Source organism: Aeribacillus sp. SP014, assembly GCF_054055575.1.
Genome location: NZ_JBSRXI010000001.1, coordinates 1,545,750 through 1,561,054 on the forward strand (window position 1 = coordinate 1,545,750; position 15,305 = coordinate 1,561,054).

General features: G+C 38.1%; 14 protein-coding genes. 11 read left to right on the top strand and 3 right to left on the bottom strand.

What is annotated here, in order from left to right:
* Positions 1–56: 56 nt before the first annotated feature.
* Positions 57–998, top strand: a complete 942-nt coding sequence (locus ACVIJU_RS07635; protein ID WP_063389327.1) for a chemotaxis protein — start codon at positions 57–59, stop codon at positions 996–998.
* Positions 999–1,012: 14 nt separating this feature from the next.
* Here ACVIJU_RS07635 and ACVIJU_RS07640 read toward each other — a convergent pair whose 3' ends face one another.
* Entirely contained in the window at positions 1,013–1,489 is a 477-nt protein-coding gene (locus ACVIJU_RS07640; RefSeq protein WP_456687436.1) for a YkyB family protein, read from the bottom strand.
* A gap of 140 nt (positions 1,490–1,629) precedes the next feature.
* Here ACVIJU_RS07640 and ACVIJU_RS07645 point away from each other — a divergent pair, with 140 nt between their 5' ends.
* Complete coding sequence (locus tag ACVIJU_RS07645; protein ID WP_063389325.1) at positions 1,630–1,944, top strand: ArsR/SmtB family transcription factor; 315 nt, start codon at positions 1,630–1,632, stop codon at positions 1,942–1,944.
* 499 nt (positions 1,945–2,443) lie between these two features.
* Here the strand turns inward: ACVIJU_RS07645 and ACVIJU_RS07650 are convergent, their stop codons facing one another.
* Both ACVIJU_RS07650 and ACVIJU_RS07655 read right to left on the bottom strand, forming a co-directional pair.
* Positions 2,444–3,715: an MFS transporter gene (locus tag ACVIJU_RS07650; RefSeq protein ID WP_456687437.1), complete on the bottom strand. Its 1,272-nt coding sequence runs from the start codon at positions 3,713–3,715 to the stop codon at positions 2,444–2,446.
* A 128-nt stretch (positions 3,716–3,843) separates the two neighbouring features.
* Positions 3,844–4,701 (bottom strand): metallophosphoesterase, encoded by an 858-nt coding sequence (locus ACVIJU_RS07655; protein WP_117016839.1) that lies wholly within the window; start codon positions 4,699–4,701, stop codon positions 3,844–3,846.
* 1,279 nt (positions 4,702–5,980) lie between these two features.
* Here ACVIJU_RS07655 and ACVIJU_RS07660 point away from each other — a divergent pair.
* The 9 genes from ACVIJU_RS07660 to ACVIJU_RS07700 all read left to right on the top strand — a co-directional run bounded on the left by ACVIJU_RS07660 (position 5,981) and on the right by ACVIJU_RS07700 (position 15,234).
* Positions 5,981–7,198 (top strand): EAL domain-containing protein, encoded by a 1,218-nt coding sequence (locus ACVIJU_RS07660; protein ID WP_094245556.1) that lies wholly within the window; start codon positions 5,981–5,983, stop codon positions 7,196–7,198.
* 47 nt (positions 7,199–7,245) lie between these two features.
* Positions 7,246–7,485, top strand: coding sequence for a hypothetical protein (locus tag ACVIJU_RS07665; protein ID WP_117016837.1), 240 nt, complete (start codon positions 7,246–7,248; stop codon positions 7,483–7,485).
* 329 nt (positions 7,486–7,814) lie between these two features.
* A complete protein-coding gene (locus ACVIJU_RS07670) occupies positions 7,815–8,660 on the top strand; it encodes an ABC transporter ATP-binding protein (protein WP_066247988.1) in 846 nt (281 codons plus the stop codon).
* Positions 8,611–9,528 carry an iron-hydroxamate ABC transporter substrate-binding protein gene (locus tag ACVIJU_RS07675; RefSeq protein ID WP_144598347.1) on the top strand — a complete coding sequence of 306 codons (918 nt, stop codon included), beginning with the start codon at positions 8,611–8,613 and terminating at the stop codon, positions 9,526–9,528. The genes ACVIJU_RS07670 and ACVIJU_RS07675 overlap by 50 nt, the downstream gene beginning before the upstream one ends.
* A gap of 83 nt (positions 9,529–9,611) precedes the next feature.
* Positions 9,612–10,616: a FecCD family ABC transporter permease gene (locus ACVIJU_RS07680; protein ID WP_456687438.1), complete on the top strand. Its 1,005-nt coding sequence runs from the start codon at positions 9,612–9,614 to the stop codon at positions 10,614–10,616.
* Positions 10,616–11,629: a FecCD family ABC transporter permease gene (locus ACVIJU_RS07685; protein ID WP_456687923.1), complete on the top strand. Its 1,014-nt coding sequence runs from the start codon at positions 10,616–10,618 to the stop codon at positions 11,627–11,629. Before ACVIJU_RS07680 ends, ACVIJU_RS07685 begins: the two co-directional genes overlap by 1 nt.
* A 1,050-nt stretch (positions 11,630–12,679) precedes the next feature.
* The gene (gene abbA, locus ACVIJU_RS07690) at positions 12,680–12,871 is read left to right on the top strand and encodes an antirepressor AbbA (RefSeq protein WP_066247994.1); all 192 of its coding nucleotides are present in this window, start codon (positions 12,680–12,682) and stop codon (positions 12,869–12,871) included.
* 218 nt (positions 12,872–13,089) lie between these two features.
* Positions 13,090–13,545, top strand: coding sequence for a cyclic-di-AMP-binding protein CbpB (gene cbpB / locus ACVIJU_RS07695; protein WP_063386842.1), 456 nt, complete (start codon positions 13,090–13,092; stop codon positions 13,543–13,545).
* 183 nt (positions 13,546–13,728) lie between these two features.
* Entirely contained in the window at positions 13,729–15,234 is a 1,506-nt protein-coding gene (locus ACVIJU_RS07700) for an MDR family MFS transporter (protein WP_340806709.1), read from the top strand.
* Positions 15,235–15,305 lie beyond the last annotated feature (71 nt).

A 15,305-nucleotide genomic window follows, 5' to 3' on the forward strand; every position in this document is an offset into this window, starting at 1 on the left:
GATATAAAAAAGTGAAGAAGAAACGTTCGCAAATATTAGACGGAAGGAAGAAAGATATGAACGAAAAGGGAATTTTGCTTGAAAGCGGTACGAACGAGTTGGAATTTGTAGAGTTTCTCGTCGGCTCGAATAAATTCGGTATAAATGTGATGAAAGTAAAAGAAATCATTCAGCCTCTTCCTGTAACGAGCGTGCCTCACGTCCATCCATACGTTGAAGGAATTATTGAATTAAGAGGAGAAGTGCTCCCGGTAGTTAACGTACCGAAGGCGATCGGCGATCCGAATTGCGAGCCCAGCGAAAAAGATAAGCTGATAGTAACGGAATTTAACCAACAAAAAGTTGTGTTTCGCGTCCATCAAGTAACCCAAATTCATCGTGTGTCTTGGTCGCAAATTGAAAAGCCTTCTGAAATGTATCAAGGATTGGAAACTCAAATTACCGGCGTTGTCAAAATGGGAGACGAAATGATTTTAATGCTTGATTTTGAAAAAATCGTTGTTGAAATTAATCCTGAGTCCGGAATCCAGCAGGAAAAAGCGAAAAAACTGGAAAAGAGGGACAGATCTGATAAAAAAATTGTCGTTGCCGAAGATTCCCCGCTGTTGCGCAGATTGTTGAACGACACATTGACGGAGGCGGGATTTCAACAGATTGAGTTTTTTGAAAACGGCAAGGATGCACTGGACTATTTAGAGAATATTGTAAATGAAGGCGAACCGGTTAAGGAGCGTGTTGATTTAGTCATTACGGACATCGAAATGCCGCAGCTTGACGGATTGCATTTGACGAAGCGAATTAAGGAAAATCCAGAGCTGGATCATATTCCGGTTGTGATTTTTTCCTCATTGATTACGAATGATTTAAAACATAAAGGACAACAGGTAGGTGCAAATGCCCAAATTAGCAAACCTGAGGTCCATCACTTGATTGAGCAAATCGATGAATTGTTATTTAAAAATGAAGAAGATGATGAATTAAAAGACGAGGCTGAATAAGCCTCTCTTTTTACTCAATCATACCGTTCGCCTAATCGTTTAAACATCGGTTTTTGATATGTATGACGATGGAATCGTTTGGGAGAAGAAAGCGGTCGATTCGCTTTATCCATACCGATATAATACTCCAATAAATTTTTTGCCTTTGACAATGATAGATTTGTTTTCGGGTTTCGGTATGAATTATTTAAGGAACCTAAGTGAGGAAGGTTTTGGAAGTCTTCTTTTGTAGGAGGCATATGAAAATAATAATTTCCTGCCGACACCAGAACATCTGACTGCTGTTTGCTTAATTTTGGATTTTTTGAATAATGCAGTCCTTTCTTTGTTGCTTTTCCTTCAGCGATCAGTTTTTGCAGCGCCTTCTTTTTTAAATAATATAAATATTTAGGATTTGGTGCTGTTTTTGCATGCCGATTGACAACATAGATGGCTCGTGCTATATTTTCCGGCGTCTCATCCCGTAGCTTATAATGACTGATATCGTCCATGATGTCTCTCCTTTTTCATTATTTTCCGTAATCTTTATTTACATTATACTTTCATGAATAGAAAATGCAACCAGTTTTTACAGTCTATTAATTATGCCTATAATAGTTATTATGAAATATTTTAGAAAGCAGGGTGGGTCATGAGCGGAAAAGAGGAATTTCTAGATATAGACGAAGAAACGCTTTTTATCGTGTCGCAAACGTTTAAAGCGTTATCGGATCCGACTAGAATTCGGATTTTACATTTACTTGCGGAAAAACAAGAATGTTCTGTGAATGAAATAGCTGCCGAGCTTGAGCTTTTGCAATCAACCGTGTCCCATCAATTGAGGTTTCTAAAAAATTTGCGTTTAGTCAAATTTAGAAGGGAAGGAACGACAGTTTACTATTCACATGATGATGAGCATGTAAAAAAAATACTAGAGCAAACCATTGACCATGCTCGGCATAATTAAAATGGGCGTCGAGTGGGCAGTTTGATCAGGGGACTAAACGGTTAAGAGATGATCTCGGTATGGAGCCGGGGTCATCTTTTATAATTTATTGGCAGCGGGGCTGATTTCATTCATTTATTTATTTATTTCACATTCTGTAAAAGATTCGAATTTCTTTCGGAGCATGATAGGGAGGGGGGGCCAGAAAGCAATCGCCATTGAAAACAAAAATCATAAACACCGATATATCAACGTTTCTAAAACATTAATGGGGGCGTCAATAAGCCGTAAAAACGACTTATTAGAACCCCCTTTTTTGCTTGCTATACGTTTAGTAGAAGTTTTCTTGAGGGTAGAAGCAAAACTAATGATGAATTTTTTCGGTAAAGTTTATTATTATCACTTTCCTTCAAACGAATATCACAAAAAAACTCCCAATCAATGCGGTTGTAGGGTGAATTCTCATCCACTATGATCCACATGATTGGGAGTATAAGTCTGACTGTCAAACACATTTTTGTTATAAAACCGATTTGATTGTGTTTTTACCTATCCGATGCCGTTTTTCGTTTAAATATTTCGGCATCAAGATCATATAAAAGAAAAAGACGAAAAGAATGATAAGAGCCATACCGTAATAAAGTAAATCGATGTTTCGAATGATGTTTGGAAACAATAGTGCAATACATAAAAGCGTAGCAGACTGCGCAAACATCATTAACGGGTCGATCCATCCGCTGACACGTCCCATTAGCTTTGGATGAACGATATTCGGAATCCAACCGCCAATTGCTACGTTCACAGGACCGATGCACATGCCGATCAAAAAAATAATCGACAAGTAAAATTCTACTTCATCCACAAAACCAAGGAGAAAAACAAAAATGCTTGTCAAAAATATCGGTGTAACAAACATTGGAAACGGTTTTATTTTTTTAGCAAAAAATGTTGAAACTGTACTGCCGACTAAAAGACCCGCACCGAGAAAAATGGCAAATAAAGATGAATACATTTCATAAGAATTCGGTGCCAGCTCATATTTCATTGTAAATAACGGAAGAACGGCAAAACTTCCTTGAACAAAGCCGAAAATGAAAAAACCAAAAATAATGAGCGATAAAAGCCGATTATGTAAAATGTACCGAATACCTTCCAAAAAGTCGGAAACAGCGGATGATATATGTAAACCTTTCCATGACACTCGACCGTTTGGTAGCCTTGCTGATTTAGGGATTTTACACGAGCGAATGAGCAAGGCGGAAAGAACGAAGCTTATTAAATCAACCAATACGGCCCCATGAATTCCAACTGTTCGATAAGCCAATGCCCCTAATCCGACACCAAACACTAAAAAAATGCTGAAAAGTATTTGATTCAAACCTGAAGCTTGCGCATATTGATCTTTTCGCAAAATAGCTTGTACTAAACTGGATTCGGCTGGATAAAAAAATTTCGTGACAGCACTCCGCAAAAACAAGATGAAAAAAATGAGCGGAATCGAATTTGTAAATAAGGCGAAAAACAAACATGCAGTCATAATTGCACGAATCCAGTCGCAGTTCTCTGCCACCTTTTTTCGATCGAAGCGGTCTGCTACTACACCGACAATGACAAAAACAAATACAGTCGGCAAAGAATACATCAGCTCAGCAATAGTTGCGTAATAAGGTTTGCTGCTAAAATGCTCCAACAAATAAAAAGCAAACGCCATATTGCCAACTGTTGAACCCATTTGTGAAGCAAGCGCTGCAAAAAACAATTTGACAAAATTGCGGTTTTTAAAAATATCCATTGCGACTCCCCTTAACTGACACTTACAGTAGCTATTATAATTTACCTAATTCAATATGAACATCTTTTTTTCATATTTTGGTTAGAGAAATGAAAGCCAAGTACTTTTAAGCCGGTTAAAAGAGAGGATTATTTGGAATATAATGTAAACAAGGTGATTTCTGGAACTGCCAAAAAACGAAAGGGCAGTCTAGTTGTGCCCAACCCGCGATTGACATAAAGCTTCGTATGATCAACAGTATAAAAGCCCTCCGAAAAGGATTTTGCATAAGGAGGCGTGTAAAGCGGACCTATAAAAGGGATTTTTATTTGTCCTCCATGGCTGTGTCCAGATAATTGGAGATCAACATTGTAATTTTTAGCCTGAAGCACTGTATCAGGTTCATGGACTAAAAGAATAGTAAAATAGTTTTTGTCAATATTGCCCATTGTTTGATGAAAATCAGGTCTTCCAAGCATGACATCATCAAGGCCGGCGACAATCAATTTGCTTCCGTCAATCAGCTGTATCTCTTTTTTTTCATTTTGCAGTAAATGAAACTCTGCATTTTGTAATATATTGCGATAAACATCAGTGCCGTATCCGCCGTGATCGTGATTTCCATAAATTGCAAATTTTCCGAAGTCGGCACGGAGGCGTTTTAAAATCGGGGCAATCTGATGCACAGCGGGATAACTGTTCGGCTCATCGATTAAATCACCAGTAAAAACAATTATATCCGGGTTTAGACGATTGATTTGATTGACGATCCGTTCCAGATTTGCAATTGTAAAGTCGTTATTTAGATGTGTGTCGCTGAATTGAACAATTTTCAAACCATCAAAACCTTTTGGTATTTTTGGATGAGAAACATTTATTTTTTTTATTTCTAGTCTTCTCGGTTCAATATATCTTGAGTAGATGTATAAACCGCTGCTCGCGAATAAACTGTACGCAGCCGTCCAGAAAAAATGCTTTAAAAATTGTCTTCTTGTCAACTTATTCATTCTTACCAACCATTTCAGTTTTTATAGCGATCGAAAAAATTATAACACAAAACTTTCAACATCTTGTTTAATGTTTTTTGACAAATCTTCACATGCACATTTTTTCTGATTAACTATTTTGTTATCATCTATGGACGACATTAAAACAATCATTTGGAAAATATGATGAAAAAGGTTTAACTCTCCTGCTGGAGCGAGAAAGTCTTTAGGAATTGAGAAATGAATGGTGTAATTTTCATAAAACATAAAGGGCAGCTATTTAATGATTTAAATTTCTAGTAAAATTGCTATTAAGGAAGGAGGATTAAAATGGTGTCACTTTAAGGGAAAAACCTATTGTAAGAGGAAATGATGCAAGAAGATTTATTAATAAAGCAAAAATTAATAACAGAAATTTGAAAGATAGAGCAAAAAATAGAATGAAAAATTTGAAAAGAGAAGGTATTAGTAATGACAAATATCTTCATAAAACCTATTGAATGAAAAGATATGGAAAAAAATAATAATGAGTCAATGATTTTTAATGAAATGATGATACTGATTCATTTAAAACCAATAAAAATCAACAGTCTAGTTTTGAAATTGATAAAAAGAAAAAGTAAATTCGTTTATGTTGAATAACTAATTCAAATAATTTTAGAGGACACCTCAAACTCCCCTATTCGAATCAGCAAGAGAAAAACTCCATCCTTTTGAATATATTTTCTGCTTAGACGATTTTCTCCGTGTAGAAAAAAGTCATTTTGATGAATATTTTTATCTGGACCCGTCATACTTATGGAAGCAATCACTTCATTTGCAAAGTCGTAGATCGGAGCAGCAGTGCTGAAGCCTTGATGAAACTCGTTCAAACAGATTGTAAATTATTGGGATTAATGCCGTTAATTGTTTTTCGTTCATTCCTGTATATCTCTATCGGTATTTTGGCCAGAACACTCAAATTTCTTTGTTTTCCTTCGGTCCGATGATTTTCGGCTATTTTTCATTTGCAAACGGAATGTTTCTGCTCTCTGTTCTTTTATTGCTCGGTTTTCTGCTTGTATGGTCATTGAAAAACAAACTACTTTGTTGATTGTGGAAACGGGCGCAAAACATAAAATCAATTGAGAAATGCAGAAACTTTGAGAGGTCAAACATTGCATCCAGGATGGCCTCTATCCAATTATGTAAAAATGGGAATGTAGCAAATGCGCAAAAACGGTTCTTCATCATTTTCTAATGTACCAAATAATGCTATAATCATGTATCATATGAGAGTACAAGAAGCGGGGAGATGCCCATGGACCCACTAGATGTCATAACCAATACCGAAAAAATTGTGCCTTATTATCAGGCGATTTTTAGCGCAGATGAACAAAAGGTGATTGGCTACGAAATTTTAGGCAGAATTCATATGGAAGGGGAATACAAAAGCTTAGGCTTTTTTTTCCATGATGATTCGATCCCTGAAGAATACCGAATGGAAGTGGATGATACAGTCGTCAAAAAAGCATTGGAGGAAATGAAAGAACTGGATGATGATCTTCTCATTTTTATAAACAGGGATCCAAATCTGCTTATGATCGATCACGGCGAAAGCTTTTTAAATTTGCTGCTGGAAGAAAAAGAGAAAGGGCTTGATTTAAACCGGATTGTTCTGGAAATTACGGAACACAATTATTTAGGAGATATCGAACAGCTCCATCATTTGCTCACTTATTACCGGACTTACGGAATCAAAATTGCGATTGACAATATTGGGAAAGAATCGAGCAATTTGGACCGTATTGGGTTATTATCTCCTGATATTTTGAAAATCGATTTGCAGCCATTAAAATTAGCTTCACCCAGCCAATCGTATTTCGATGTTTTATTTTCGATTTCACTACTTGCGCGCAAAATCGGTGCGACGCTTTTATATGAAGACATCGAGGCAAACTTTCAATTGCAATATGCGTGGAAAAATGGCGGAAGATATTATCAAGGATATTATCTTCATTATCCGGAAAGAGAATTTATTGATCGATGTGTTCTAAAAGAAAGACTGCAGCAGGAATTCAACCATTTCATTCAATTTGAAAAGAAAAAGCTTGAAACACTTTATTCATATTCCGATCAGTTTCATCAGCGGGTGTCACAACTAGTGAACAAATATAAAAAAGCTGTCAGCCAATTTGACGAATTAATTACCCATTTAGCAGAAGAGCTTGGCGACATGAGCTTTCGTATTTATATTTGTGATGAAAACGGGTTTCAAAAGTCAGGAAATATTTTCCGAAAAGAAGACCGATGGATTTTTCAAAAAGAATATTATATGAAAAATTGGAGCTGGCGCCCGTACTTTTTAGAAAATATTATTCGCATGCGTGTCAACAAAAAAGGGTTTTTAAGTGATTTGTATAGTGATATCGAAACAGGGGAAACGATCCGCACGTTTTCCTATCCGCTTGATGACGATCATTATTTGTTTATCGATATTCCATATTCTTATTTATATGAACAAGACGGTCTCCTTTGAATAAACCCCCCTTTTTTCTCAAATAATAGAGAAAAAGGGGGGTTTTTATGCAATTTACTAATTTGATCATCGGCGGTGTTTTTTTGTTAGTTTTGCTTGTCGGCCTGTTTTATACGTTACAAGTGGGCAGCCAGATGGAAAAAAGGCAAAGCGAGTATGATACAGAAGTAAGCGAAAAAGTTGAAAAGCGCCCGTATATTCGAAATCCGATTTTTATTGCTTATATCGTGCTGATTGCATTTGCGCTTTTTTATATTTTTTATATTAGCTTTTCAACTACTTGGTAGCCATAACTTTGCGTTATGGTTTTTTTCTATTAAAGGAAATTTTGTTTTGAAAAATTTTTTTTATAAAAAGTGTTGACATCGATATTGATAATCATTATCATTATAAATGTAAGACGAAGTAGTTCACAGACGTCTTGAAGTGAAACATCGCGGCTAAACCCCCGCTCCCCCTTTGTTACACATTCGGACGAGAAACCCGGCTTTGGAGGCCGGGTTTCTTCTTTCTCTTAAAAAAAATGATAATTGACAAGGAGAAAGGGTGGTATTATATTATATTTGTATAAGAAAATGATAATCATTATCAATTTGGAATAAATTGGAGGTTTTCCATGATCCGCCTATACACAGATCGTTTACAAATTTCCTATGGCAATCGACTGATTGTGAAAGATATGAAAATTGAAATTCCTGATAAAAAAATTACAACGATAATCGGTTCCAACGGCTGTGGAAAATCCACTTTGTTGAAAGCGATAACTCGGATTATTCCGCACCAATCCGGTCGAATTATTCTTGATGGCGAGAGTATTTTAAAGCAGGATACGAAAGAACTGGCGAAAAAAATGGCCATACTTCCTCAATCACCAGAAAGTCCAGCCGGCCTTACCGTTGGAGAGCTTGTATCTTACGGCCGCTACCCATATCAAAAAGGCTTCGGCAGATTAACAAAAAAAGATCTTGAGGTCATAAACTGGGCTTTAGAAGTTACGAAAACGGCCGATTTTAAACACCAGCCAGTCAATGCGCTGTCAGGCGGTCAAAGACAGCGTGTCTGGATAGCGATGGCGCTCGCTCAAGAAACGGACATCATCTTTTTGGATGAACCGACCACTTATTTAGATATGGCGCATCAGCTTGAAGTACTAGAGCTTCTACAGCAGTTAAACAAAGAGCAGGGGCGGACAATCGTCATGGTGCTTCATGATATCAATCAAGCAGCTCGTTTTGCCGATTATATTATAGCGTTAAAAGACGGACAAATTATCAAAGCCGGGACGAGTGACGAAGTAATCGACTGCAACGTGCTGAAAGAAGTATTTCAAATTGATGCTGTAATAGGACGGGATCCCCGAACAGATAAACCAATATGCATCACGTACAATCTAATAAAAGGAGAAGAAAAACATGAAAAAACGTCTTATTCCAATTCTGTTCTTGTTGGTTCTCATAGTTAGCGCTTGTGGTAATAAAAAGGAAGACAGCGCTGAAAAGAAAGAAGAAAAACCTGAAACGATTACATATCAATCGGAAAACGGTCCTGTTGAAGTCCCGGCTAATCCTAAAAGAGTCGTTGTTCTCTCGTCATTTGCCGGAGATGTGATGTCTTTAGGAGTAAATCTCGTTGGTGTTGATTCATGGTCAAAAATGAATCCGCGTTGGAAAGACAAATTGAAAGATGTTGCAGAAGTATCTGATGAAGATTTAGAAAAAATCATTGAACTAAATCCGGATTTAATCATCGGATTATCGACGATTAAAAATGTAGATAAACTGAAAAAGATAGCGCCTACTGTTACGTTTACTTATGGAAAAGTCGATTATTTAACACAGCATATAGAAATTGGCAAGCTTTTAAATAAGGAAAAAGAAGCAAGAGAGTGGGTCGAGGATTTCAAAAAAAGAGCTGAAGAAACAGGAGAAGAAATTCGCGCGAAAATTGGAGAAGATGCAACTGTTTCAGTCATTGAAAGTTTTGATAAGCAATTATATGTGTTTGGGAACAACTGGGGAAGAGGAACAGAAATTTTATACCAAGCCATGAAGCTAAAAATGCCTAAAAAAGTGGAAGAAAAAGCTTTAAAACAAGGTTATTATGCTTTATCGACTGAAGTGCTTCCAGAATTTGCAGGGGATTATTTAATCGTCAGTAAGTATTCGGATGCTGATAACTCTTTCCAAGAAACAGATACTTATAAAAACATACCGGCTGTCAAAAACAATCGCGTGTTTGAAGTAAATGCTAATGAATTTTATTTCAATGATCGACTGACATTGGAATATCAGCTTGAATTCTTTCGAGAAAAATTTCTTGGAAAAAAATAAGTAATAAGAAGAAGAGAAATTCAGCAGGCATGAATTTCTCTTCTTTCCATCTATAAAATAGAAAAATAGAAGAGATGAGATGTATGCTAAAAAACGATTCCGCTTCATTTTTCTTTAAATTCATATTCGCAGTCATTTTGCTGATTGGTTCGTTTTTTTTAGCGATGGTGTTTGGAGCGGCAGACACAAGTGTAAAAGATGTTTGGCTTGCGCTAACGACAAATGCGGCTGGTAAGACGATTGATATGATTCGGGAAATTCGTCTTCCGCGCGAAGTCGGCGCTATTTTTGTCGGCGCTTCTTTATCAGTAGCCGGAGCAATCATGCAAGGATTGACTCGCAATCCATTAGCAGATCCAGGATTATTAGGGCTGACAGCCGGAGCAAATGCTGCACTCGCTTTGACAATTGCCCTTTTTCCGAACGCAAATTACTTTAGTATGACCATTGCGTGCTTTATTGGAGCAGCAGCTGGCGCCTTTTTAGTTTTTGGAATCGGTGCGGTAAAAAAAGGAAGGATTTCTCCTTTTCAAATCGTTTTAGCGGGGGCTGCTGTGTCTGCTTTTCTTTTTGCCGTCGCGGAAGGAATCAGCTTATATTTTAATATTTACAAAAATGTTTCGATGTGGACAGCTGGAGGACTTGTCGGTGCAACATGGAAACAGCTCAAGATCCTCATACCGATTGCTCTCGTTGGGATCACCATTTCTATTTTTTTCTCAAGGCAGCTGACCATTGTAAGTTTAAATGAAGAAGTGGCAGTCGGGTTAGGACAAAAAACGGCACAAATAAAAATGGTGCTGTTTATCATCATTATATTGCTTACTGGTGCATCTGTAGCCCTTGTTGGGAATATGGCATTTATCGGTTTAATGGTTCCGCATATCGTCCGTTCGGTCGTAGGGGCCGATTATCGTTATATCCTCCCAATGTCTGCGATATTCGGCGCCTGCTTTTTATTAATCGCTGATACGCTTGCCAGAACGATTAATGCTCCTTACGAAACACCAGTGGCGGCCATTGTTTCCTTTTTAGGTTTGCCTTTCTTCCTGTTCATTGTGCAAAAAAGGGGGAAAGCTATCACATGATCATACATCCGGCAATTATAAAAAAGCAGCGGCTGATCATACTTGTTCTGTTTCTTTTAATTGCTGCAACGGCCATCATCGGAATGGGATTAGGCACCTCCTCCGTCTCGATGAATCGTTTGCTTCCAACTATTCTCGGCCACGGGACGTTTAAAGAGGAGTTCGTTTTATTTTCCGTCCGCTTGCCGCGGATCATTGTGACCTTATTGGCAGGAATGGCTTTGGCGGTTTCCGGGGCGATCTTTCAAGATATTACTAGAAACGATTTGGCTGAGCCGGGGATCATTGGGATTAATGCCGGAGCAGGAGTAGCTATTGCAGTGTTCTTTTTATTTTTTCCAATTGATGTCGGCTCATTTGTGTATTTACTGCCAGTCGCAGCTTTTATCGGCGCTCTTTTAACGGCAGGGGCTATTTACGTTTTTTCTTATGATCGAAATGCCGGTTTAAACCCCGTTCGATTAGTCCTTATCGGTGTCGGCTTCGCCATGGCTTTATCAGGAACCATGATCGTCATTATTTCTTCTGCAGAACGGCAAAAAGTTGATTTTATCGCCAAATGGCTGGCAGGGAACGTTTGGGGGGCAGATTGGCCGTTTATTTTGGCAATTTTACCTTGGATTGTCATTTTGATTTCGTTTATTGCTTTCAGAGCTCAACAATTAAATTTATTAAGTTTAAACGATCCTTCTGCTGTCGGGGTTGGCTTGAAGATTGAGAGGGAGCGAATTACGCTTCTATTGGCTGCTGTCGGGCTTGCCGCAACTGCGGTTTCTGTAACGGGAGGTGTAGCGTTTATCGGTCTTTTGGCACCCCATTTAGCACGGTCACTGATTGGTCCCCGCAATCAACTTTATCTTCCGATTGCGATTTTGTTGGGAGGGTGGCTTCTACTACTAGCCGATACAATCGGGCGAAACATCGCACTTCCGGACGGCATCCCAGCGGGCATTATGACAGCTTTAATCGGGGCGCCCTACTTTATCTATATTTTATTGAAAAAATCATCATAATCGAGGCACATTTCGTTTAGAAAAGAATGAGGAAAGGAATAAAATAGCTGATAGTAATTTAGAAATCTTCCATTACTCCTATGTGTCGGCTGGCTGTTCATCCTTTTTTAGCTAGACGGCATCTATTTGCTTACATGATACTCGTAATACATCTGGCTGGAAGTAAGACAAATTGATGCCTTATTTAATAAAAATTGGGCGGCAGGAGGGCTGAGATCTCCCTCCGCCGTTCCTGCCTTTGTCAGTGTGAAAAAGTTTGCCTCATAGACTCTCTTTAAATGCTCATTTTTTAGCAGAATTCAAGAAGTTTGGCAGTTGATCGCACATTTTACTGAAGGTAATGACAGCTTCTTTTTCTTCTTCGTTTTATGTGCAGCCTTTCATAAAGAGTATTTTTGTCTCCAAGAGCTTCAACCGTGATGATTTAAAATTGAACATTTTTCCCACCTAATGACGCATTGATTAGCATCTTTCAACTCTTTGTCCTAATTCAATGCTCTGACGTACAAAATGATCGGAAATACAGCTCTACATGATCTTTTGCTCTAGCTCAACTATTTTTGAGAAAGTTTGGCTGGCTTCATTGTTCGCTTCCGCCTCAAAGATGCTCTTAAGTTCATGCGATTTATTGAGCAATGGGTCCATGTTTCCCATTTCATTTCAATCAAATCTTTTCATATAACAGAGAGAGCATACGGTTTCAAAGGGGAGAAGCCCTCGCATCAGTTCCAACACTTTATTGGCGAAGAAACGTATCTATCATTTAGAATCAGTGTAAATAAACACAATTGCCGGAGCCAGAGGAACTGAATGCAGCGGTTCGAACGGTGATGTCATTTAATCGACTTGGTTAATTAAACAAAAAACAATCTGCACATGCTCCAGCTTCGGGCTTCTGATTCTATTTCCAGCTTCTTGTAATTGAAAGTTGCGAAAAAAGGAATATTATTTTTCATGATGTAAGCAAATTTCGACATAATTTTAAAGCTGCTCATTATATGTTATGGTTAGGATGTTTTTTAAAATGAAGGCACTGGAGGATGAATAACGATGCGAGCTGTTCAACCGGTATTGTCTCTAGAAGAAAAGCAATTGCTTGTCGCAATTTTGTTTCGCAACCATTTTGCGATTGAATTGGTTGTGAGCGAAATCAATGATATTGAATGCGGAAAAAAAGAGTTTGATTTATGTACATACAAAAAATTAGTGGAGCTTTATGACAAAATCCGTTCGCATACGTAACCTGTATCCTTGTGAGGACCAGTTTTTGAGTATGAGAGGCATCTCAACGATGCTCTTTGCAAGAGCATCGCTTTTCGCAGAAATGTAAGTTTATCACGTGATAAAACGCTTACATAATGATATCATAAAATAGGAAGTTTCTTTTTGGTAAATGGAACACATTTTCCAGATCATATGTTATGATTAAAATGAAATGTCAAAGTGAGAGGAAGAAACGAATGACAAAAGTTTTTTCTGAAGAATTTACAAATATTTCGATTAAAGATTTGATGATACCTGCAGATAAAGTGGCTCATGTCCAAATGGGAAATAACTTAGAGCATGCATTATTAGTGTTGACGAAAACAGGCTATACAGCTGTTCCGGTTTTGGATGCTCAATATCGCTTGCACGGGCTGATTACGACGAATTTGATCATGGATTCAATTTTAGGATTGGAACGAATCGAATTTGAGCGTTTGCAAAATATGAAAGTAGAAGAAGTAATGAACAAAGATGTTTCCAGATTGAATGTATCGGATGATTGGATGAAGGCGCTGAAGCTCGTTATTAATCATACGTTTGTATGTATAACGAATGAGGACGGTGTTTTAGAGGGGATTTTTACAAGAAGGGTCATCTTAAAAAAGCTCCATAAACAACTAATGATATTAAATTCCAGGTTTCCCAAATAAAAACGCCCTTGCCGGCGTTTTTATTTCATATTGGCTCAATAGTTTCGAATCCATCCAACCTTCAAATAATGAAAATATAGATATTGTTTTTTTGGGAAAGCAATTGAACGAATGCGAATGCTATGGCAAAATGAATTCATGCTTACAAACGATTGAAAGTGATTTTCAAATGAGGTGATCGTGATGAAAGAGGCGCTTATTGAAAAAGATAGGGGAAAACTAGACCATAAAGAAACAAAGCGTCCGTTCGTTTTAGCTGCCGTCATGCTGGCGATGTTTATGGCTGCAGTTGAGGCAACGATCGTTTCCACAGCAATGCCTGCCATTGTCGCAGAAATTGGCGGTTTTTCAAAATATAGCTGGATTTTTTCTTCCTATTTATTAATGAATTCCGTAACGATTTTAATATATGGTAAATTGGCGGATTTGTTTGGAAGAAAACCGATTTTTGCTTTTGGCATCATTATTTTTTTAATTGGCTCTGTGCTTTGCGGTCTCGCCGATTCGATGGAAACTTTAATTATATACCGTTTTATACAAGGGATTGGAGCCGGAGCTGTGATGCCAGTCGCCACAACAATTGTCGGCGATATTTATACAGTAGAAGAAAGAGCCAAAATACAAGGATATTTGTCCAGTGTATGGGGAATTTCTGCAATAATCGGTCCCGTTTTAGGTGGCTTGTTCGTTGAGTACATAAGCTGGAAGTTTGTATTTTGGGTGAATGTTCCTTTAGGCATTTTATCAATGACAGGAATCGGTCTGTTTTTGAATGAACGCATTGATAAGAAAAAGTCGAGCATTGATTATGCAGGCGCCATGTTCATGCTTATTGCGATCAGCTTGTTGATGATCGTCCTTGTCGAAGGAGGAGTCCGCTGGTCTTGGACTTCCTGGGAGGTTGCGGCGTTATTAGCTGTTGCATGCTGCTTCTTTATATTGTTTATTTTTCAGGAAAATCGGGCCGATGATCCGATGATGCCGCTTTCGCTTTGGAAAAATCGCTCCATTTTGCTTGCGAATGTAACGTCCTTGACGACCGGGATGATGCTTATGGGCATTTCCACCTTTTTGCCGACATTTGTGCAAGGTGTTATGGGAAAATCGGCAATGGTGGCTGGATTCACGCTGACAACGATGTCAATCGGATGGCCGATTGCCTCAACAGTAGCGGGGAGGATTTATTTAAAAGCCGGCTTTCGTGCCACATCAATTTTAGGAGGCATTTTTTTATTGGCCGGCAGTCTTGTCTTTGTTATGCTTTCAGCAGATGACGGACCTGTTCATGCTATGATCGGCTCTTTTTTACTCGGCGTCGGAATGGGGCTGACATCGACCTCGTTCATTGTATCGATTCAATCGGCAGTTGATTGGAAAGAACGCGGAATTGCCACCGCCACCAATATGTTTATGCGAAATCTCGGCAACACCGTCGGCGCCGCTTTGCTCGGCGGGATTTTAAACAGCAAGCTGCAAACATATTTGGAGGAGCATAGTGCTGGAAAAAACTTAAACATTGATTCGGCCAACAACCTTTTGAATCCAGAATCAGATCTTTCCGGTCCTATAAAAGAGGTTCTTGAGTCTGGTTTGAGCATTGCTCTTCACCATGTTTATTTCGTCGTCTTTTTATTAGCAATTTTGAGCGTTCTTTTTATTTTCTTTCTTCCTAAGAGAGAATTAAAATGAATGTTTTTTGCTAAACTTGTTATGACGGAGAAGCAAAAATATTTTATAATGTTTTTGAACTATTGAATCCA

Excerpts from the sequence above, each read along its gene's own strand:
- ACVIJU_RS07635 (WP_063389327.1), top strand. The coding sequence starts at position 57 with ATGAACGAAAAGGGAATTTTGCTTGAAAGCGGTACGAACGAGTTGGAA.
- ACVIJU_RS07640 (WP_456687436.1), bottom strand. The coding sequence starts at position 1,489 with ATGGACGATATCAGTCATTATAAGCTACGGGATGAGACGCCGGAAAAT.
- ACVIJU_RS07645 (WP_063389325.1), top strand. The coding sequence starts at position 1,630 with ATGAGCGGAAAAGAGGAATTTCTAGATATAGACGAAGAAACGCTTTTT.
- ACVIJU_RS07650 (WP_456687437.1), bottom strand. The coding sequence starts at position 3,715 with ATGGATATTTTTAAAAACCGCAATTTTGTCAAATTGTTTTTTGCAGCG.
- ACVIJU_RS07655 (WP_117016839.1), bottom strand. The coding sequence starts at position 4,701 with ATGAATAAGTTGACAAGAAGACAATTTTTAAAGCATTTTTTCTGGACG.
- ACVIJU_RS07660 (WP_094245556.1), top strand. The coding sequence starts at position 5,981 with ATGGACCCACTAGATGTCATAACCAATACCGAAAAAATTGTGCCTTAT.
- ACVIJU_RS07665 (WP_117016837.1), top strand. The coding sequence starts at position 7,246 with ATGCAATTTACTAATTTGATCATCGGCGGTGTTTTTTTGTTAGTTTTG.
- ACVIJU_RS07670 (WP_066247988.1), top strand. The coding sequence starts at position 7,815 with ATGATCCGCCTATACACAGATCGTTTACAAATTTCCTATGGCAATCGA.
- ACVIJU_RS07675 (WP_144598347.1), top strand. The coding sequence starts at position 8,611 with ATGAAAAAACGTCTTATTCCAATTCTGTTCTTGTTGGTTCTCATAGTT.
- ACVIJU_RS07680 (WP_456687438.1), top strand. The coding sequence starts at position 9,612 with ATGCTAAAAAACGATTCCGCTTCATTTTTCTTTAAATTCATATTCGCA.
- abbA (WP_066247994.1), top strand. The coding sequence starts at position 12,680 with ATGCGAGCTGTTCAACCGGTATTGTCTCTAGAAGAAAAGCAATTGCTT.
- cbpB (WP_063386842.1), top strand. The coding sequence starts at position 13,090 with ATGACAAAAGTTTTTTCTGAAGAATTTACAAATATTTCGATTAAAGAT.
- ACVIJU_RS07700 (WP_340806709.1), top strand. The coding sequence starts at position 13,729 with ATGAAAGAGGCGCTTATTGAAAAAGATAGGGGAAAACTAGACCATAAA.